The sequence below is a fragment of the Pseudoalteromonas sp. KJ63-1 genome (genome assembly GCF_055808145.1).
Genome location: NZ_CM147855.1, coordinates 1,602,690 through 1,621,810 on the forward strand (window position 1 = coordinate 1,602,690; position 19,121 = coordinate 1,621,810).

A 19,121-nucleotide genomic window follows, 5' to 3' on the forward strand; every position below is an offset into this window, starting at 1 on the left:
AATTCTAATCATAACGTGTGTAAAGTTGATTAATTAAAAAATCCCTGAAAACGATTTTAAGCACATTAGCTTATGTTATGGCTGTGGTAGCTTAAGTTTAAGTCGTTTAAACGCACTCAATCGAATTTAAACGCGGTTTAAACATAGTTTAACTTGGATTTAAAGTTATGGTTTTATGTTTTGGTGGTTAAGCAATGCTTTATGAAATTGTTGTTTGGTGGGTTTGAACTCTAAATTTAAATCTGTCGCCATATTGAGGTTGTACCTAAGCGTTAAACGAATGTACTCAGATTCGGTAATAACTTGATCAACATATGCCTGGTTAAGGTCGGCTATAAACTCTCTACTTGGGTTTGACTCCAATTTGTTGGTAAGTGCTACGTAGAGTTGCGGCATGGCCTCATCGGGGTTTGATGAAAGGTATTTATCTGGGTTGTTGATATATAAATACACACCTAGTCCAATACCAGACAAAAGAAAGTATGCAGCTATAGTGATGAGTGTTTTATTTAAGGTTTTTAAATGAGCTTGTTTTAGCATAACCATTCCTTGGTTGTTTAGTAGTGATACTTAACTATAAAGCAATTTCAATTTAATGCTAATTGGATTTTAAAGGTTAATTTTTAAGTGTATTATGATTAAAACAAATAATAATACGTATAAGGAAATCCAATTGTGGTTAAAGAATATCTTATTTTACGCTATTCGTTAGTTGAAGAAGCGCAAAAAGCACTTAATGTAAAAGCTATCCCAACGGTTAAAGGACATGCAATTTTACCTGCAATAAAAATTGACAGAGAATTTAAATCAGCTGGGGCCCTTTATAGTGTACTTGGATTTAAAGAGCTCGTTCCGTCTTTTGGATATGACTTTCCCAGTGAACGATTTTACTGTGGAAAAATAGCTAAGCTTAAAAAGCAACAAACAGGCGAAAAAGTACCAGGTGACATTGTTGAAGTTGTGCATGACAATTGGATTCCATTATCAGTTGTAATTGATATTCAAACACAGCACATATTTGTCAGAAAGGATTGGCGTTACGGTGACCCTGAGCATATTGCGAGGTCATTGCAGTCGGCTTTTACAGATCCAATACTTGCTACTTTTAACCATCGTATCTTTATTGAAGGTAAATCAGAGTCAGCTAAGTTTTGGAATATTGTAGACTCGAAGAGTAAAATTTATAGGCTAGAATTTAAGTTAATATCTCCAAATATTTTAGATACAAACCAAAAAGCAAGAGATGCAGTTGAAGCATTGCAAGATATATTTGGACAAGATGAGATAGACATTACTTTAAAAAATGACTCAGGTGATTTGAAAGTACCCGAAGTACTAGTGTCAAACTATTTAGAGTATATTGCAGAGGGTGAAGGCAGCTGGGGTGTTGTTACAGAAGGTGAAAGGGGCGGTAAAAAGGCGCATAGAAGTAACGAAAATATTGATACAGTAAACCTACCATCTGTTGAAAATGAGAGTCAAACAGATGATTCTCAAATGGAGTTAGGTGAAAAAGCTGATTCTGTGCATACCTTAAATTATAAAGAGTCAAATTTAGGTGCTGAAGTTTATGCGACAATTAAACATATGGGTAAAAGTTAAAAAACCATTATTAATTGGTTTATATATTTTGGTGTCTTTAATTCTATGTTTCGCTGTTCTTCACATAACTAACGGGGCTGCAAAAAAGTTATTTGATACTGTATTGGCCGTTTTCCCTTTTTTGTTACTGCTGCAAGCGCACTAACATGGGCGTTGTTTAACTACATTGAAGGTGTGTTAAAAGATGTTAGTGAAATAAAGGGGGCTCGAAAAAAGATAGATAACGCTATAAATTTACTAACTGATTTAAAAAAAGAAGTCATTAGCAATGCTGCTTTTATCATTTTATTATTGATTTTAGATGCTGTGTTTAATGGCCTTTCTAGTTTGTATGGGGAGGATTCAAACCTTTCACAGTGGCTATTTTTGTCTGTGAGGGGAGCGATTATCTCCTTAGCAATTTATGCTGCATATGATCAATTCCAAGGTTTTAGAACAGCACAACAATTTAGATTAGTGATTAATCAGGGTAAGAATAAAAAGCAGTAGTAAATATTTATATGTACAGTTAGATAAAACCCGCATTTAGCGGGTTTTTTTGTGTCTTTTTTATGCGCACATTTATTTGAGCAGTAAAATTCGCCGTTTAACTTAATGGGTGTGTACAGTGGGCTATTGCAGGACTTACAAAGTGAGAACGCCTGGGCGTGGGCATCAAATTCGCAGTTTGAGCATTGGCCGTCAAGAAACGTTATTTCGCCTTGAGTTAGAGGGTTGTTACATAAATTGCAGTGCGCCATAAAATATTCCTTGCAGTGTGGTTGATACCCGCTTAGCCTATATAGGTTACCCCATTGTTAACGCTGTAAAGTCTTTTCCAGCGGTTCAATAGCAACTCCCCGCATACACTGGGTGCCACTTAGTTAGTTTATTGGCACTTGGAACATGGCAAACAAAACAACCCCAAACACCTCTTTTAATTGGTTTGAAGTATTTAGAGCAGGTACGCAAACCGACTCTAAAGGCGTTGAGCACACATTTAGCGATGCTGATTTAAACAGCGTAGTCGCTAACTTTAAACCTAAAACCGCACCACTGGTTATTGGCCATCCTAAAATGGACGACCCTGCATGGGGTTGGGCCAGTGAGCTAAAAGCAGAAGGTGGCTCTTTGTTTGCTAAAGCAGAAGATGTGTGTGCTGAATTTGCTCAAGCGGTACAAAGCAAGCGATACCCTAACCGCTCGGTTAAACTTGAAAAGGTGGCTAATGGCTACCAACTTGCCCACATTGGTTATTTAGGTGGCAAGCCCCCTGCCGTTGACGGTTTAGCTTGGCAGTTTAACCAAGCGGATGACGCCGATACCCTAACCCTAGAATTTGCTGCCGGTGATATTGACAACATATCGCTGCGCACATCAAACACCCTTACCCGCCTAATGGGCAATTTACGCAACTTTATAACTGACCGTTTTGGCAGTGAAGCGGCTGATAAAGTTGTGCCCGACTACGAAAGTGAATGGTTAAAAGAAGAAACCATTATTGCTGAGCACGAACGTTCCAAGGTGAATAGTGGCGAGGGTGCCGAATTTAGTAAAGGCGATGATGACGCCCCACCACCCCACGAGGACAATGCAATGGATAAAGAAGAAAGAAAGGCGCTACAAGACCAAATTGATGCGGCCAACGCTAAAAATGCACAGCTTGAATACGCGCAGCGTGTTGCAGCGGCTAACACTTTTATTAACACCGAAGTGAATGGCGGCAAAGCCCCGCGGTTAACGAATACCGAAGGTATCGCTGAGTTTATGGCCAAGCTGGATGATGGCGACACCACCTTTGAGTTTGCTGCTGCAGACGGTAAAAGCCAGGAACTTAAACCTGCAGCGTGGTTTGAAGGTTTTTTAAAGGGTTTGCCTGAGCAAACAGGCTTAACAAGCGAGTTTAATAAAGACGATACCGACGGCGAAAATACTGACGACAGTGCAGAAACACTGGCAGCAAAAGCGCTGGAATTTCAACAATCACAATCTAGCAAAGGCATTGAAATTAGCATTACCGCCGCGTTAGACCACATTAAAAAGGCATAAAACCATGGCACAACCAGGATTTATAAGAAACTTTAGCGCTGAAGAGGTTATACCGGCTAACCGCTTAGTGGTTGTATCGGCTGCGGCTGACTTTCATGTTGGGTTAGCGGTTGATGCTAGCGCAATGTATGCCGGTGTTACCGAGCAAGGCACTGACGAGCATTTACGTGTTGATGTGGTAATGACCCAAAGTGCGCCTGTTGAGTTTGGTGAAGCGTTAATTGCAGGCACCCCAATTGTTGCTGATAGCGAAGGTAAAGCCGTTGAGTTTGACCCTGCTAACTTTGTGGGCCAAACCGAAGTATACGTTGCTGGTTGGGTAATGGAAGGCGGCGAAGCTGGAGTGATTGGCGACGTGTTTTTAAACCCGCATGTAGTAGCAACAATTCCAAGCGCTTAAGGCGCTTGGGTTAACTTAATTATTAATAGTGAGGATTTGCCATGAGTAATGGTATGCCATTTACCCCCGATGTTGAGCAAACGGCCATAGCCATTGCTTATCGTAATAGAGCGTTAGTTGCAGACACGCTTGCCCCTTATTCGCCCGTTGGTTTACGTAACTATAAGTGGACCGAATATAAAAAAGGCGAAAAGTTTACCGTTGTAGACGATAAAATTGGCCGTAAGTCATCGCCGAATCAAGTTGAGTTTAGTGTTGAAGAGAAAACCGGCTCAGTGGTTGATCATGGTTTGTCTGATGTGGTGCCGAATGATGATGTAACCAATGCGCCAGCAAACTACAACCCGCGTACTCATGCAGCGGAGAGCTTAACTGATTTGGTATTGCTTAACCGTGAAATACGTGTGGCCACTATGTATAACAAAGCCGCTAACTTTGGCAGTACTGAATCATTAGCTGCAGCAGGCAAAAAGCGTTTAGATGACCCTGCACTTGATATTTTACCGTTTTTTTAGAGATGCTTGATGCACCACTTATGCGCCCTAATGCAATGACATTATCGCAAAGCGTGGCAACTAAACTGCGTACGCATCCTAAGTTACTTAAAGCGTTTAATGGCACTAGTGGCGACCAGGGCGTAGTGCCATGGAGCTACATTAAAGAAGTGCTAGAGCTTGAGCATGTAACCGTTGGCCAAGCGCGCCTAAACACGGCTAAAAAAGGCCAAGCCGTTAACTTACAAAAGGTTTGGCAAGATACCTTGTCGTTTACGTACCACGACCCGCTGGCCTCGTTTAACAACAACCGCATGACCTTTGCACTCACTGCACGTTATGGCTCGCGTACATCGGGCAACCGTGACGTAGCTGCGGGCCTAAATGGTGGGGTTGAAATTATGGTAGGCGAATCGGTGCAAGAGCAAATTATTGCAAAAGACTGCGGTATTTTACTGACCAACGTACTGACGCCATCCGGTTAATTATTGTTGTTCCCTGTGTAAAGGCCCCAGTACCGACTTGCTCGGGGCCTTTTTTACTAACTGAGGTGCCCATGTTTACGACAGAACAAGCAGTTATAGATAAAGTTGGCATTAATACGCTGTTGCAATTTGCGACTGCTAAGTTTGCAGCGGTGGGTAGCCGCCCAACGCGCGACGATGTTGAAGCAGCGCTTTTAAGCGAAACGTACAACGAGTTGCAAGAGCAAATTAATGCCTGGTATGTACAAGCACAAAAAAATGTAAATGCGGTTATAGCAGGCTATGTAGCACGGCTTGCATTAAACCAAGACGATATAAATAACTCGGTATTGCCAGGCATTGCTAACGATTTAATGCATTGTGAGTTAGCCCCTAACATTGCTGACGAAAACCTTAAGACCCTAAAAAGTAACGCCATGGCAATGCTCGATAAGGTTAGTAAAGGTGTGATCCAAATTAAGGAAGATGCGCCTGCAGGTGCAAGAACTGGGATGCGAACCAAACCTGCAGGCTCTCAATTTAATTGGCCAGGTTATTAAATTGGCGGGTGTATTTATACACATAACGGGTAATGCCCTGCCGCGCTTAACCCAAATTGCAAATACAAGTGGTGAACCCGCTGATGTATTGGATGATATTGGTGCATTTTTAGACATGGACGTTACTACCCGATTTTTACGTGAAGTAACACCAGAAGGTCGTAAATGGGAGCAATCGCAAGCAGCAAAAGATCGTGGCGGTTTAACACTAACAGATGAGCGAAACCTTGCAGGCTCGGTAACGCACAACGTAAACGGTAATACGCTTGAGCATGGCTTAGGTGAAAAGTACTCAGCAATACATCACTTTGGTGGTGAAACAGGCCGCAATAAAAACGTTAAGTTACCCGCGCGGGCAATTATTGGTATAGCAGCTGTGCAAGAAACTGAGATTAACGACATTATTACTGATTGGTTAATTTAAGAAGCCTCTTGGTTAAGTTTAAACAGTATTTAAAGAGCATTTAAATGGCATTTAACTTTGATTTAAACAACATAGAAACCCTGCTAAGTAACACAGTGATTAATGCAACAGTAGGGTTTGCTAGCGACTTTAACCATGTGCGCGAGAATGCTGTACACAGTGCTCAGTTGTTTGTATTGCCGCTGGCCGATGACAACACCATTACTAATGAAGTACACGGCCTTGACGAATACCACGTTAAAGATGTATTTGCAGTGATGATTGTGATCCCCTGCTCTGCAGGTAATGCCCATAGCGATATGCAAATAAAGCAATTGCGCAGTGATGTTAAAACCGCTGTAGCAGGTTGCCAGTTCGCAGGTTGGAACCCTATAAAGCTTGATAAGGGCCGCACAATTGAGCTTAGCAAGCAAACTAATAACTTAATTTACCAATGCCAGTTTAGTGTAACTGGCCTACATACCGTAACAGTGAAGGTGATGCCATGAGCAAACAGACCGAGCCGCAATCGAGTAAACCCGCTGAACAACAGGCTGACGTTAACATAAAGCCTAAAATGTCCCGCGCGATGACGATTGCCCAAAACGTTAACCAGGCTTTAGCTAAAGCAAAAGGTAACAGAGACGAGATAGCCGGCGCTTTTAACTTAAAAAGCGGTGAGCTAATTAAAGTGGAGAGTAAATCATGAGCAGCTGGCGATTTAAAGACAAACTCATTTTAGCCGATGCCCTGGGCACAACCTTAACGGGCCTGCATGCCATTTATGCCAGTGACGTTGAGTTATCGCTTGAAAGCGAAAGTGAAAAAGACGAGCTAGAAACCAGCTACAGCGGTGCCAGTATGGAAACCTTTTATGGTGAACATATAAGCCTTAACTTTAAAACCCCACTTGCCATGAGTGGCACAGCCGGTAACGAACCTGCCTTTGCCCCGCTGCTACTTGCTTGCGGCATGGTGCAAGTTGTCGATGCAACAAGCGTTACCTTTACAAAAGGGGCCCCTGTTGCAGTTACATGCTTAGTACGCTTTGGTAAAAACACCCACAACATTAGCGAAATGAAAGGCAACGTGAGCTTTGCGCTTGAAAAGGGTAAGCCCATGCTTAACTGGCAGTTTAAAGGCTTGTTTAGTGCGCCGGTTGCAAGTACTGCCGCCCCTGCGGTTGATTGGGAACGCTGGGTACGCCCTGAAGTACTTGGCGTAAGTAATAGCAGTGATTTTAAGCTTAACGATGTTAAACGTACGCTGCACAAAATTACCATTGATTTAGGTAATAATGTGGTGTTTGACCGCGCTATTAACCACGAAGAAATAATGATAACCGGTCATGAAAGCAGCGCTAATTTTACGCTAACAGCAGAAGAATTAACCAGTTTCAACCCGTTTGATGACGTTGCTAAAGTGCAAATGTTTGAGTTTACCCATGGCACCGCCACAGGTAAAAAAGTAACGATTATTGGCCGTTACCAAATACCGTGGCCTAAATATACCAGCCTGGACTCAGAATTAACCGGTTATGAGTTTGACGGCAAGCTCGTGCCCAGTGGCGCAGGCTATGACGAACTAACGATAGTGTTTGAGTAATGGCTATGCGATTTCAAGCAATCAATATGACAAATGTTGATACAGGGAACGTTGAATTTTACACGGTCATTGCAAAGCAAAAAGGAAAGCGCCAAGTTACTGCAGAGACAGTAACGGCATACTTAAATTCAATAGTCTTAAAGCTGCTAAAGACGAGGCTGAACGACTAACAAAAACATATAAGTGAACTTTTAAATGAAATTAAAACTATTAAACGCGTTAAAAAATGCGGTTATAAGCGCCCCGCTTGATTTTGAATTTGGTGGGCTACCTTTTAAGTTTACGGCAAAAATTAAACTGGTACCTGAAAGCGAGCTTAAAACACTGACTGAAACACAAGGCACGAGTGATGGCGAAATAGTACGCGAGCTATTAGTGGGTTGGGATGACTTTATTGATGATGGTAAAGACGTGCCATTTGATAAAAGTACCCTTGAAGAGTTGCTTATTTATAGTGGACTAACTGCCCGCTTAAGTGTTGAGTGTATTAACGCCCAATACCGTATCTCTGAAAAAAACTAGCCGATGTTGCTAGGTGGTTTTTGGGCGACCTAGCAGCAGACAGTAAAACCCTTGATGAAGACGAAGCCCATTTTGGCGCACCTAAAAAGACTGTGCCACACGATGAGAAAACATTGTTTGTATTGCCCCAAAACCACACAGCGGTATTGGCATTAACTACCGCCAGTAGCCAGTGGCAACGGGATAACGAAGGGGTAGAAATTGCCCTTGATTATGCCAGGGCTGATATAGCCTGGCGCTATGCAAATATAACCCTTAACACCGATGACTTTGCAAAACTGCAAACCCTAGAGCGCACCATAATTGGACTAATAAGGCGACCCGATGAGCAACAACTTGAATTTGGCGTTACGCTTAAGTTATGACGGTAAAGCAGTTACCACCGGTGCGCGCCAAAACGTAAACGAACTAAACCGCATACCCCAAGCAGTACAGCGCCAAGTTGCCGCTAACCAGCAATTAGGCGCAAGCCAAGCCCGCATTATGCAACAGCAAGGCGCGATGACCCGCCAGCTTGGGTTAATGAATACCGCGTATGGGCAAATAGGTGCAACCCTCACGACCTTAGTGGGTATTGGTACCGCGACTATGTTTGTGCGTGATACCGGCGCTGCACAATTGCTAGATACCAGGTTAAAGGGATTAACGGGCTCAGCTGAAAATTACGCCAAAGTACAAGAGTATTTGTTTGCTACATCTGATCGCTTAAACACCAACTACACTACGCTTGCTGATTCGTACAGCCGCGTTTTAACCTTGCAAGAGTCTGGGTTAGTGACTAACGCACAAGGTAAAGCGATATTAGAAGGTTTTGCCAATGTAGCCGCTAAAACAGGTGCCAGTAATGTACAGCTTGGGCAGAGTTTGTTTGGTATGACTCAAGGGATGACTGCCGGCGTTTTACGTGCAGAAGAGTTAAACCAAGTAACTGAGCCATTGCCAGGCTTAATGCAAAAGCTTGATAAAGCCAGTGGTGGTGTAGCAGGTAGTTTTAGGAAAATGGTGAATGCTGGGCAAGTCACCAGTGCCATGTTTAAAACCACATTAATAGCCGCGCTGGGTGATTATGCCGGTGCTGCTGAGGCCACCGAGGGTAAAATAAACGCCAGCTTTGCGGAAATGGGGAATGAGTACCAGCGCTTAATACGCAAATATGAAGAGCCTGTAAACTTTGCTGTTACTAGCGTGGTTGATTCTATTACCGATACCATGGCGTATTTACGTGAGAACGAAGACGCCGTAGATAGCTTAATGGTAACAACAGGTGCATTAGCTACGGTACTTACTGGGCATTTAGCATCTGCTTTAGCTGCCAGTGGTAAAGGGTTTATTGCAAATATAGCCGCGAAGAATAAAGCGGTTATTACCGATGCTGCCTTAGCCAAGCAAGCAAATATAACGGCGATTGCTGAACACAAACGCGCATTACAAGATATAGAACGTGCGAAGCATAATGTAATATTGGCGCAAACATCACAGCAACGCGCAGCAGCCCAAACTGCCGTTAATGTTGCAGAGCAAAGAGGTGTAATTACAGGCAATGCGTTAACCGCAACCACTAAGGCGTATACCGTCGCAGCAGGCAGCGCCACGATTGCATCGCGTGGGCTTGCGACTGTTATGGGGCTTTTAGGTGGGCCAGTTGGTTTAGTGGTCACTGCGGGTATAGCCCTGGCTTATTTTTTACGTGAGAGTGAAAAAGTTGAAAAACAAACACCCAAGTTAGAAGCCAAGCTTTATGATTTAGGGGCTGCATTTGACTCTATAGATAATAAAAAAGCCACGACACAGTTAAGACAGACTCAAACTGAAATTAATAAATATACGACCAACATTGAGCAAGCCTATAAAAAAATAGCGGATTTAAAGGCACGACAAGAAACCGCAAAAGGCACTCGCTTTGTTAGTTTATTCCAAAATCAAATAAATGAAACACAACAATATATAAACGAGCAAGCTAAGCTACGCGCAGAATCAATGAAGACAGCAGCTGAAATTGCTAACATAAAACAAAATCTAGATACTCTCGACTGGACAGACGCCACCGCTAAAACGAAAGGTGCAGCTAGCGCCCTGCCCGATAACATTAAGCGTTTAGAAGTAAGCTTAATGGGTGAAGAAGAACGATTAAAAGACAGCTACGAAAAACGTAAACAAATGGTCATTGTTGCCCGTGAAAACGATGCAGCTAATAAAGTTAAATACGATGCCATTTTAAAGCAGCTTGATGTTAAATACGGTGAAGACCTAAAAGCAATTTCACAAAAACGTGAAACCGAAAAAACACGTATACAAAACCAAGCTGAAGAAAAACGTAAAAACGATTTACAACGCGACTTAGAAAACCGTATTGCCACTGTTAAGGGTTTTGCTGGGCGTGAAGCACTTGCCGCTTATAATAACGAACTAAGTGTAGAGCAAGCACGCCAACAAGCACGGGTTGATGCCAAGCGACGCTCACAATTAGGTTTAGCAGCTAATGATGAAAGTGGCGAGCTTAAATATAACGCAGATAACCAAATTCGTGAGTTAGAGCGCCAAACTGAACTTAATGCTGCAAATGGCTACTATAGCCAACGTGAAGCGAGTGAAGCCGCACACCAAGAACGGTTGATGCAAATTAAAACACGCCACACAGGTGCTTTACAAAGCAACATTTTAGCGTTTGCTAACTTTGAGAAAAAAACAGAAGCTGAAAAATCTAACGCCATTGTTGGCTTGGGTGCCACTACTTTTAAAGCAATGGCTGGACAAAGTAAAACAGCATTTAAAGCCTATAAAGCGTTTGCAATTGCGCAAGCTGTTATAAATACCTACCAAGGTGCAACAGCTGCTTATACGTCTTTGGCCCCTATTCCCATTGTTGGCCCAGTGTTGGGTGGTGTTGCAGCAGCTGCTGCGGTTATGATGGGTTTACAACAAGTACGCCAAATTAAAGCTCAGCAACCGACTGGTATTGCCCACGGTGGTTTAGATTATGTGCCCAATGAATCTACCTATGTATTACAGCGTGGCGAGCGTGTACTAAGCCCTAAACAAAATACTGAAATTAGCCAAATGGCACGGCGTTACAACGCAGGTGGTGCGGCTAATGATGGTGGCGGCTCTGGTGGTGTAAATATACATATAACCAACCAAATTACGGTACAAGGTGGTGCTAATGAGCAAACATCGCAAGCGGTTGGCCAAGACATAGCTCGACAAGTTGTTGGTGTTGTTGTGGCTAATATACAAAGTAATGGTGCAATTATTCGAGCAGTGCGAGGTGCAGCTTAGTTGTTAAGTGTTTGAGATTAGTGTAAAAAGGATTTTTAAAAAAGCGAGGGAATGTAGATGATTAATAAAAAAAATTATAATGCACTTGCAGCAATTAGTATTGCAATATTATGCACAGCAGTTTCAATTGGATTATTTTTATATAAATTTGGTTTTAATTTAAACACTCCAATAAAGAATTGGATTGATACTGCTACATACTTTAATAACCTCCTTTCACCTATTTTTTTATTTATTACTGTTTTACTTTTATATTGGACTTGGAGAGACGCAAAGCAAGGCCTTGAACTGCAAAGAGAAGATAATTTATTTAATACAATCACAACTACTTTTGAGAATTATTCAAATGACTTTATTGAAAATTCAAATAAAATTATAGATGAAAATACTGATATGAGTATCAGTGAACTCTTAAGGTTAGTTGGTAGTTCATATTTACAATATGGTGAAGATTATGAAAAAAGCTCACATATTCTAGAGCAATGGGATTTAAGTACTCGAGTAACTATTTTAAATAACTTACATACGAGCAAAGCTCAAGTTAGCGTTTTCGCCACTTACTCCCATCAATTGTATTGTAATTTAACAGATGAAACACATACTAACGGATATTTACTATTGTTCTATGGGAAATTAGGAATTGAAAAGACAATAGCTTTAGTTTTGATAAAATATATAGTTAGAGGGATACTAATTGAATCAGGGCAGAATGTTGACTCGCTTGACTCAGAAATTGAGTTTCTCAAGAAAGCAGCAATACTTCCTCATAGATCCCAAAATAAAAACTTTGAAACCAAGCTTTTTGACGATAAGATGCTTCAAAGCTATATTAAAGGTTAGCTGTAAACCCCTTTCCAGCCGAAAGCTTACCCCTTAAATTTTATACTCGTTACCAGTGTTTTATTATGAAACTTGGTAACGATGCAACCACTCCCTTTACCCAAACGGCCTAAGATTTCTAACTTTACGTTAGTGCCCAACAGCCAAACCCATTTAAACAAAGCCAATAACGCCACTGAGGTTTATGACCTTGAAGGTGCTTACTGGGAATTTGAAATTGAACTTGCCAATGTGCCTGAGCGTGATGCATTAGCCCTTGATGGCTTTATTGCCAGCCTACGCGGGCAAGTGGGCACGTTTACGTTAATTGATTACCGACGAGAACAGCTTGATAAAGACTTTACGGGCTATGTGCGCGGTGCAAACCAAGACGGGAATATTTTAAATTTATATGCGCTACCCGCTAACCAAACTTTATTGGTTGCCGGTGAACGTATGCAAGTGGGGGTTGGCCAAAACACTGAACTTAAAATATTAACGGCTGACTTGGTAAGTGACTCAGTTGGCCAAGCGACGGCCATTTTTGAGTCTCCTGTACGAAAAATACCTGCAGAAAATACCCTTATTACATTTAAGCAACCAGCTGGGTTGTTTCGACTTGCTGATAATAAGCAAGGGCTTGCTAGTGCGCAGTATAAAAACGGCATAGTTACCAGCTGGAAAATTAAAGGGCGTGAGGCGTTTTAATGGAGAGCTTAAACTCAGGGTTACTTGCGGATTTAGCCACCAGTGGCCGTGCTCGTTTTTTTGTGCGACTTGCGCTTAAAAGTGGCGATGTATTGCTGCACACAGGTGTAGGCGAGCGCCGCTTTGCTAACTTAACTTGGCATGGCGTGGGTATGCTTGGCACTGTAAGTGAAATACCTGCTAATGATAACAACGACAGCGCCCGCATACGTTTAACCCTACACACTCAAGATCAAGCAATTTTAGCCGAAGTGGCCGAAAACGACCCCATAAGCCAGGATTGCGAAATTTACCTTGTAACCGTTGATGAACATTACCGTGTTAGCCAAAGCCAGTTACTTGAAAGCGGCTACATTGTGGCCTGTGATGTAGAGCGCGGCGATGTATCGCAAGTGCAGCTTAGTGTTGCAGGTGAAAGTGAACGCTGGAAAGACGCACGGCTACACCAACGTTGGAATGATGCCACACAAAAAGCCCTCTACCCGGGTGATGTGTTTTTTAGTGAGCAAGCCACGACCAACAAACAAAACCTACCAGACACACAACCTGGTAATTACATAGGAGGCCCTCGCGATGAGCGCAACCGCCGCTAAACTTGCTGCTTTTATAAACCGCCGCAATTGTGACCCCTTTAAATGGGGTAAAAACGATTGCTGCTTATTGGTAGCCGATTGGGTGCTATTTGCAACCGGCAACGATGTAGCTGACGATTTTAGGGGTAAATACCGCACTAAAAGTGGCGCATTTAAACAACTATTTAAACGTGGTTTAAACGATGTTGAAAGCGTGTTTAAAGACCGTTTAAACCCCGCTATACCTATTAATTATGCTCGACGTGGTGACTTGGCTTTAGTTGAGTTTAAAGACGAATATGTAGGTGGCATTGTAACCGTTAACGCGGTGGTATGTGTTGGCGAAAATGGATTAGTAACGTTACCAATGGACACGGTAAAAGCGGTTCACCCATTGGAGCCGCGTAATGTCTAAGGTCGTAGATACGGTTGTAAATGTTGTAGACAGCATATTTGAAGTAACAGGGCTGGGTGCGCTTTGGGACTCATTATCACCTGATGTGCCTGAAAAAGATTTAGCAACGCTTGGCCAAGGTTTGCAAAAAGGCATAGACCAACCCCGCCGCATTACATTTGGCCGTGACCGCGTTGGCGGTGTTATAGCCCACCAAGCGGAAGTTGAAAAAGGCGGTAAAAAATGGATGCAGTTAATTGTATTGATTAATGGTGCCCCTATTGATGCCCTTGAAGATATTTACATTGCTGATAAAAAGCTCACTGATTACCCACGAGAAAGTTGGGATTACTCTTTAAGCGATGGCCGCCAAACCACAGCTAACGCAAAAGCAGTGGCTAAGATGGCGGGATGGACGAGTAAACATGTTGGCTTTGGCCAAAGCTATGTTTTTATTGAAATGGAAAATAATCGTGAAGTGTTTGAAGATGGCATAAACGATATGGGCTTTTTAATACGGGGTGCCCGTGTATGGGACCCACGCGATACAGCCCAAAACCCTGACGATGAAAGTACCTGGCTTTGGAGCCAAAACGCCGTACTGTGCGCCCTGCACTATGTGCGTTTTTATGGAGCCCATGAGGTTCCTTTTGAACGTTTACCGTTACAGTGGTGGATTGCTGCCATTAACGTGTGTGATGAAGATGCCGAATTTACTGACGTTGAGGGCGTTGTTACCACCGAGCCGCGCTACACCACCAATGGTAGCTTTACATTTAGCTCAAAGCCACTTGAAGTATTAGGCCAGCTTGAAGCGTGTTTTGCGGGCAAAATATTTAGGCAAATGGGCCAGTGGTATGTACGTGTTGGTGCCTGGTATGGCGAACCGACCTACACCATTAATGCTGATGATGTTCACGGTAATATTAAAATTAAATGGCATGCTGATTTACGAGAGCGCGCTAATGTTGTGCGTGCTACGTTTACAGACCCCGAACAAAACTACGACCGTACTGACGCGCCGCCTGTTGTGTCTGCGGGGTATCAGGCTATTGATAATCAAATATTAGAAAAGTCTATATCACTCCCCTTTGTGCGCAGTAGTACTACAGCGCAACGCCTGGCGACAATACATTTAGAACAAACACGTTTAGGGGAAATAGAGTTACCACTTAAACACAAAGGCTTGGCTGCAGCTGTTGGCCGTACTGTGTACTTAAACTTACCTGGCGAATCGATAAATAATAAGGTTTACCGTGTAACAGAGCGCCGTTTTAGATTAGATGGCGGCGTGACCTTAATGTGTGTTGAAGACGGCCCCGATTTATGGGCTGATAACATAATACCTGGTGCGCAGGATTTAACCCCAAACAGTGACTATTTAGTTGGTAAACCTAAGCCCATTTTTGATGTGCGGGTAACAATAGATGGTGATGGAAATGGCATAATAAAATGGAATCACCCTACTCCGCTTGCTGTTCATGAATACGATGTTGAGTTTATTAATACTGCTGCTAACGAGTCGGTATTTAAAACATTGGTAACATACACCCAAGTAACTATTCCTAACTTGCAACTGGGAGAATACACCGCGCGTATTAGCGCTAAAAACATATTTGGCCAGCGCTCACTCCTTGTTGCTGTGCAATTTAGTGTGCTGACCCCTACCTTGCCGACTGTGTATGTAACTGTTGATTACAACCAAATTACATTAACCGCTAATATTGCCGCAGCAGGCATTGGCACCGCGTTTGAGTGGGAGTTTTTGGGGACAGCTGAACAACCGCAAATCGGCGAACGTGTGTTGGCACAGATTTATAACCGTATTGGTTTAAAAAGTGAAACAGAGTATAAATTTAGAGTGCGCAGCGTTAATCACCTTGGCGTAAGTGATTGGGTAAATGTTACTGCAACAACGACCACCGTTGATTTAACCAAATACATTAATAATGTTGAGTTAACCCAGCTAAGCGAAGATGCACAAACGTTAATTGAGGATATGAACCAGCAAGTTGATCGCTTGCGGCCTGGCACTGAAAACAATCTGCCCGATGTGCTTGAGCAAACCGTTAGTGATTTAAACCTTGAAAAGCGCCATCGCCAAGATATTGAAAAAGGCGTACTCGATTTATCAGCAAATTACACCAACTGGCGCCAAGAATACGAACGCCGCCAATTAGGTAACGAGCGCTTAATTGATGCCGTTGTCTACATTGACCCTGAAAACGGCCTTATTGTTAACCGTGCGTTTTCTTACACAGATGAAGCGTTTAACGAGGCCAACTTATTAATAGACGGCGTAAACGCCAGCATAGCGCTACAAGCCAACCGTATTACACAAAGTGATACCCGTTTAGCACAAGCTGAATCTGAACTTGAAGTACAAGCGGGGCAAATAAGCCAACGTGCCACGTTTACAGAAATGCAAAGCGAAATAGCCGGTGCAATTGCTGCCCTACGCCCTGCGTATAGCTGGCAGTTTAATAGTGGTGATGAGGGCTTTACTGGTGTTGAAAGTTATAACGCGCTAGGTTTTATTGTTGCCCTTAGCCCTATTACTACCCCTGAAATAAGCTATAACGCTGAGCAAAACCCAATGTTTCGTATTCGTGTACGTAAACATGCCGAGACAGTTTGGAATGGCCAAATAATTGTTAACGCCGGGGTTTCAACCATTACGTTACCCGAGCCAGCAAGTTTAGATTGGCATACCATTCAACTAGATACTGAGGGCACAGCCGGTTACGTGGGTAACATTACCACCCTGCAATTTAACCTTGGCCAGTGCGACATTGATGCCATTGAAATAGGTAAACGTGGTGCCAATGATTTAGCGCTAAAAGATATAAAAACCCGCACCACAGAGCTTATCAGCGACATTAACGCCGCTGAGGGGATCATGGCGCAATATGCAACAACTATATGGGTTAACGAGCTTGGCTACCAAACCGAATCTAGCGTTAATCAAATACTCGACACATTTAACACCACATACAAAGTAAGCGCCACGTTACAGCAGTTTACAGATAACGGAACGCTTGAAAAAGCCAATACTGCCCAGCAGTTTATAGATGGCGCTCAGGCGTATATTAAAAACCAAATAACCACATTCAATGCCGCTGAGGGCGGTGTAAATGCGAAGTTTACCAGCGTAGAAAGTAAGCTTGATGCACTTGAGGGTTCAATAACAAACAGCTTAGAGCAAATAAACGGCATACAAGAAGATTTAACACTTAAAGCGCAACGCATTGCTGCAGCCGAGCAATCATTGCAAGTTAATGCCAGTGATATTGACTCATTATCGTTATTTTCTTTGCAGCTAGAAACCGCAACGAATGACAATAAAAGCCAATTACAAAGCTTAAATACTGCATTTACCTCAGAGCAACAAGCCAGTGTTACGCGTGACGAGCAATACCAAGCTGAATTTGAAAGTGTAACGGTGAGGTTTAACGACGTAACCACGGCGATAGCCACGATTGACCAAGCAAACACTGTTCGCGATCAAGAATTTGAATCCTTTGTTGCCGATACGGTATCAAGCTTTGACGAAGTGGCCGAAACCTTTGCAAGTCAAAACCAAGCGTACACAACGTTACAGCAAAACCTAACCTCAAAAATTAATACTGATACGGCTAATGCAAAAGCACAAGCCATTGCCACTGCGCAAGAGTACACCCGTACTGCCGTGGGTTACTGTTTAGATGCCCAAGGCAATATCACTAACAGTAACGATGCTGTGCAATGTGTAGCTGATGGCGGTTCGTGGGTTAATGGGCCACTGGCTGAATTTATTGCCAACATGCAAATAAGTGATGGTGCCAATAGCGCCAGCATTAAGCAGCTACGCCAAGTATTTAAAACGGTTGATGGCCAGTTAGTTGCTCGTGGCGGCTGGCAGTTAGACAACAACGGTCGCGCTGTGGGTGTGGTGGGTTATAACAATGGTCAAGTGGGTAACTTAGACTTAGTAGGCGATGTAATTCGCCAAGGCGTGATGGTGGGTAATACCTTTGTACCTACGTCATACGTTGATAACACCGACCCTGCTAACCCTGTGCATATATTCAAAGGTCGAATGGTGCTCGGTGATGGTTATCCTGTTAATAGCGTAGATGATATTAAAGCGCAGGACGGTAAAGATGGTGCCGATGGTCGCGATGGGTATAACGGTCGGGATGGCTATAACGGGCGTGATGGTTCCGATGGAGCACCTGGCGCAACGGGGTCAAGAGGGCCGCAAGGCTTTAACGGTGCAAATGGCTCTGACGGTTCCGATGGTGCAGGGTTTTATGGCTCAACGTATAGCTCAATATCGTGGTATGCGCCCACAGCTAACAGCCGCTTAAGAGCTCTAGCCGGTAGAAACCCCGTTAGAGGTGATATTTTAACGCAAACCGAGTCGGGTAGTGGAGTATCTCAATCACGTTCTTACAATGGTAGCTCTTGGGGGTCTGTGGCACTGCAAGTAGATGGCTCTATTGTTGCTAATGGCACAATCGCGGGCAATAAGATTATGGCAGGCACGAGTATATCAGCACCTGTCATAAATGGTGGAACTATTAGGGGTATTGATGGCGATTTTGTAAGGGTTGTTGCTAGAAACAACCAAAACAGCTACGCCACCATGAACTCAGCAAATACCGGCACAGGATACGCGCTTTGGTGCACAAGTAATAATTCGGGCTGCATTCACGGAATATCAACGGGTAGTTCAGCCATAGTTGGCCGAGGGGCGGCGTTTGATTTTTACGCCACCCAAGGTGGTTACGGCCCCTTTACTGGCGGTCACGAAGCGTTACTAAGTAAGGGAACCCAGTTAGAGGTTGGAGATATTATTTGTGACGCAGAGTTAGTTAATATTGCCGATATATCCAACGCAATACTGACCTCTAGATTATCAACAGCGCGAAAACAAAGATCGGTTAGGGGGTGTTTGTAAGCCTGCGAGAGCTAACATGGGAGAGCGTTCCTGCTGCCCTAAAAAATTACAAAGGTTCACTTAGGTTTCAAGAATACAAAGACGCCTACGACCTCATTAACATTAACGGTGTTGGTGAGGGGGCCATGAATGTCTGTGGTGAGGAGGGTGATATTCAAGCCGGAGATTATATATGCTCAAGCTCTATGCGTGGCAAGGGAATGCGCCAGCCTGATCAGTCGGGTGAAAAACCTTACACGTTCGCACAGGCACGTCACGATGTAACCTTTAAAAGCCCCGATGAAATTAAACAAATAGCCGTTATTTATCTACGAGGCTAAATTCTACTAATT

Annotated in this window: 21 protein-coding genes; 20 read left to right on the forward strand and 1 reads right to left on the reverse strand. The window is 43.2% G+C overall.

From position 1 onward, the window contains the following. Positions 1-165: 165 nt before the first annotated feature. On the reverse strand, positions 166-540 hold the full coding sequence (locus tag AC0L7Q_RS07515) for a hypothetical protein (RefSeq protein ID WP_409425432.1): 375 nt from the start codon (positions 538-540) through the stop codon (positions 166-168). Positions 541-675: 135 nt separating this feature from the next. Between AC0L7Q_RS07515 and AC0L7Q_RS07520 the strand changes: the two genes are divergently transcribed. From AC0L7Q_RS07520 to AC0L7Q_RS07615, 20 genes are all read left to right on the forward strand, one after another. Then, positions 676-1,602, forward strand: a complete 927-nt coding sequence (locus tag AC0L7Q_RS07520) for a DUF4747 family protein (RefSeq protein WP_409425433.1) — start codon at positions 676-678, stop codon at positions 1,600-1,602. A 174-nt stretch (positions 1,603-1,776) separates the two neighbouring features. Further along, positions 1,777-2,091 carry a hypothetical protein gene (locus tag AC0L7Q_RS07525; protein ID WP_409425434.1) on the forward strand — a complete coding sequence of 105 codons (315 nt, stop codon included), beginning with the start codon at positions 1,777-1,779 and terminating at the stop codon, positions 2,089-2,091. Between the two features lie 396 nt (positions 2,092-2,487). Beyond that, entirely contained in the window at positions 2,488-3,630 is a 1,143-nt protein-coding gene (locus tag AC0L7Q_RS07530) for a hypothetical protein (protein WP_409425435.1), read from the forward strand. Positions 3,631-3,634: 4 nt separating this feature from the next. Further along, entirely contained in the window at positions 3,635-4,030 is a 396-nt protein-coding gene (locus AC0L7Q_RS07535) for a hypothetical protein (protein WP_409425436.1), read from the forward strand. A 41-nt stretch (positions 4,031-4,071) separates the two neighbouring features. Beyond that, positions 4,072-4,545, forward strand: coding sequence for a hypothetical protein (locus tag AC0L7Q_RS07540; RefSeq protein ID WP_409425437.1), 474 nt, complete (start codon positions 4,072-4,074; stop codon positions 4,543-4,545). Between the two features lie 20 nt (positions 4,546-4,565). Beyond that, positions 4,566-5,009, forward strand: coding sequence for a hypothetical protein (locus AC0L7Q_RS07545; RefSeq protein ID WP_409425438.1), 444 nt, complete (start codon positions 4,566-4,568; stop codon positions 5,007-5,009). Positions 5,010-5,080: 71 nt separating this feature from the next. Beyond that, entirely contained in the window at positions 5,081-5,548 is a 468-nt protein-coding gene (locus AC0L7Q_RS07550; RefSeq protein WP_409425439.1) for a hypothetical protein, read from the forward strand. Position 5,549: 1 nt separating this feature from the next. Continuing rightward, on the forward strand, positions 5,550-5,972 hold the full coding sequence (locus AC0L7Q_RS07555; protein ID WP_290218120.1) for a phage virion morphogenesis protein: 423 nt from the start codon (positions 5,550-5,552) through the stop codon (positions 5,970-5,972). 44 nt (positions 5,973-6,016) lie between these two features. Next, a complete protein-coding gene (locus AC0L7Q_RS07560) occupies positions 6,017-6,460 on the forward strand; it encodes a phage tail terminator protein (protein WP_409425440.1) in 444 nt (147 codons plus the stop codon). Then, positions 6,457-6,660 carry a hypothetical protein gene (locus AC0L7Q_RS07565; protein WP_409425441.1) on the forward strand — a complete coding sequence of 68 codons (204 nt, stop codon included), beginning with the start codon at positions 6,457-6,459 and terminating at the stop codon, positions 6,658-6,660. Before AC0L7Q_RS07560 ends, AC0L7Q_RS07565 begins: the two co-directional genes overlap by 4 nt. After that, the gene (locus AC0L7Q_RS07570) at positions 6,657-7,556 is read left to right on the forward strand and encodes a hypothetical protein (protein WP_409425442.1); all 900 of its coding nucleotides are present in this window, start codon (positions 6,657-6,659) and stop codon (positions 7,554-7,556) included. Before AC0L7Q_RS07565 ends, AC0L7Q_RS07570 begins: the two co-directional genes overlap by 4 nt. 195 nt (positions 7,557-7,751) lie before the next feature. Then, complete coding sequence (locus AC0L7Q_RS07575) at positions 7,752-8,078, forward strand: hypothetical protein (protein WP_409425443.1); 327 nt, start codon at positions 7,752-7,754, stop codon at positions 8,076-8,078. 20 nt (positions 8,079-8,098) lie between these two features. After that, positions 8,099-8,443: a hypothetical protein gene (locus AC0L7Q_RS07580; RefSeq protein WP_409425444.1), complete on the forward strand. Its 345-nt coding sequence runs from the start codon at positions 8,099-8,101 to the stop codon at positions 8,441-8,443. After that, a complete protein-coding gene (locus AC0L7Q_RS07585; RefSeq protein WP_409425445.1) occupies positions 8,403-11,354 on the forward strand; it encodes a tape measure protein in 2,952 nt (983 codons plus the stop codon). The genes AC0L7Q_RS07580 and AC0L7Q_RS07585 overlap by 41 nt, the downstream gene beginning before the upstream one ends. A gap of 57 nt (positions 11,355-11,411) precedes the next feature. Beyond that, entirely contained in the window at positions 11,412-12,194 is a 783-nt protein-coding gene (locus AC0L7Q_RS07590; protein ID WP_409425446.1) for a hypothetical protein, read from the forward strand. Positions 12,195-12,275: 81 nt separating this feature from the next. Continuing rightward, positions 12,276-12,881, forward strand: a complete 606-nt coding sequence (locus AC0L7Q_RS07595) for a hypothetical protein (protein ID WP_368484782.1) — start codon at positions 12,276-12,278, stop codon at positions 12,879-12,881. After that, entirely contained in the window at positions 12,881-13,474 is a 594-nt protein-coding gene (locus AC0L7Q_RS07600; RefSeq protein ID WP_409425447.1) for a hypothetical protein, read from the forward strand. The genes AC0L7Q_RS07595 and AC0L7Q_RS07600 overlap by 1 nt, the downstream gene beginning before the upstream one ends. Continuing rightward, positions 13,455-13,868: a DUF6950 family protein gene (locus AC0L7Q_RS07605; RefSeq protein WP_409425448.1), complete on the forward strand. Its 414-nt coding sequence runs from the start codon at positions 13,455-13,457 to the stop codon at positions 13,866-13,868. The genes AC0L7Q_RS07600 and AC0L7Q_RS07605 overlap by 20 nt, the downstream gene beginning before the upstream one ends. Further along, positions 13,861-18,789 (forward strand): phage tail protein, encoded by a 4,929-nt coding sequence (locus tag AC0L7Q_RS07610; protein WP_409425449.1) that lies wholly within the window; start codon positions 13,861-13,863, stop codon positions 18,787-18,789. Before AC0L7Q_RS07605 ends, AC0L7Q_RS07610 begins: the two co-directional genes overlap by 8 nt. Beyond that, positions 18,780-19,109: a hypothetical protein gene (locus AC0L7Q_RS07615; protein ID WP_409425450.1), complete on the forward strand. Its 330-nt coding sequence runs from the start codon at positions 18,780-18,782 to the stop codon at positions 19,107-19,109. Before AC0L7Q_RS07610 ends, AC0L7Q_RS07615 begins: the two co-directional genes overlap by 10 nt. Positions 19,110-19,121: the final 12 nt, after the last annotated feature.

What these genes read in the sequence shown, in the direction of transcription:
- AC0L7Q_RS07515 (WP_409425432.1), bottom strand. Translation starts at nt 540, where the DNA reads ATGCTAAAACAAGCTCATTTAAAAACCTTAAATAAAACACTCATCACT.
- AC0L7Q_RS07550 (WP_409425439.1), top strand. Translation starts at nt 5,081, where the DNA reads ATGTTTACGACAGAACAAGCAGTTATAGATAAAGTTGGCATTAATACG.
- AC0L7Q_RS07595 (WP_368484782.1), top strand. Translation starts at nt 12,276, where the DNA reads ATGCAACCACTCCCTTTACCCAAACGGCCTAAGATTTCTAACTTTACG.
- AC0L7Q_RS07545 (WP_409425438.1), top strand. Translation starts at nt 4,566, where the DNA reads ATGCGCCCTAATGCAATGACATTATCGCAAAGCGTGGCAACTAAACTG.
- AC0L7Q_RS07590 (WP_409425446.1), top strand. Translation starts at nt 11,412, where the DNA reads ATGATTAATAAAAAAAATTATAATGCACTTGCAGCAATTAGTATTGCA.
- AC0L7Q_RS07575 (WP_409425443.1), top strand. Translation starts at nt 7,752, where the DNA reads ATGAAATTAAAACTATTAAACGCGTTAAAAAATGCGGTTATAAGCGCC.
- AC0L7Q_RS07565 (WP_409425441.1), top strand. Translation starts at nt 6,457, where the DNA reads ATGAGCAAACAGACCGAGCCGCAATCGAGTAAACCCGCTGAACAACAG.
- AC0L7Q_RS07585 (WP_409425445.1), top strand. Translation starts at nt 8,403, where the DNA reads ATGAGCAACAACTTGAATTTGGCGTTACGCTTAAGTTATGACGGTAAA.
- AC0L7Q_RS07605 (WP_409425448.1), top strand. Translation starts at nt 13,455, where the DNA reads ATGAGCGCAACCGCCGCTAAACTTGCTGCTTTTATAAACCGCCGCAAT.
- AC0L7Q_RS07570 (WP_409425442.1), top strand. Translation starts at nt 6,657, where the DNA reads ATGAGCAGCTGGCGATTTAAAGACAAACTCATTTTAGCCGATGCCCTG.
- AC0L7Q_RS07560 (WP_409425440.1), top strand. Translation starts at nt 6,017, where the DNA reads ATGGCATTTAACTTTGATTTAAACAACATAGAAACCCTGCTAAGTAAC.
- AC0L7Q_RS07610 (WP_409425449.1), top strand. Translation starts at nt 13,861, where the DNA reads ATGTCTAAGGTCGTAGATACGGTTGTAAATGTTGTAGACAGCATATTT.
- AC0L7Q_RS07540 (WP_409425437.1), top strand. Translation starts at nt 4,072, where the DNA reads ATGAGTAATGGTATGCCATTTACCCCCGATGTTGAGCAAACGGCCATA.
- AC0L7Q_RS07600 (WP_409425447.1), top strand. Translation starts at nt 12,881, where the DNA reads ATGGAGAGCTTAAACTCAGGGTTACTTGCGGATTTAGCCACCAGTGGC.
- AC0L7Q_RS07530 (WP_409425435.1), top strand. Translation starts at nt 2,488, where the DNA reads ATGGCAAACAAAACAACCCCAAACACCTCTTTTAATTGGTTTGAAGTA.
- AC0L7Q_RS07535 (WP_409425436.1), top strand. Translation starts at nt 3,635, where the DNA reads ATGGCACAACCAGGATTTATAAGAAACTTTAGCGCTGAAGAGGTTATA.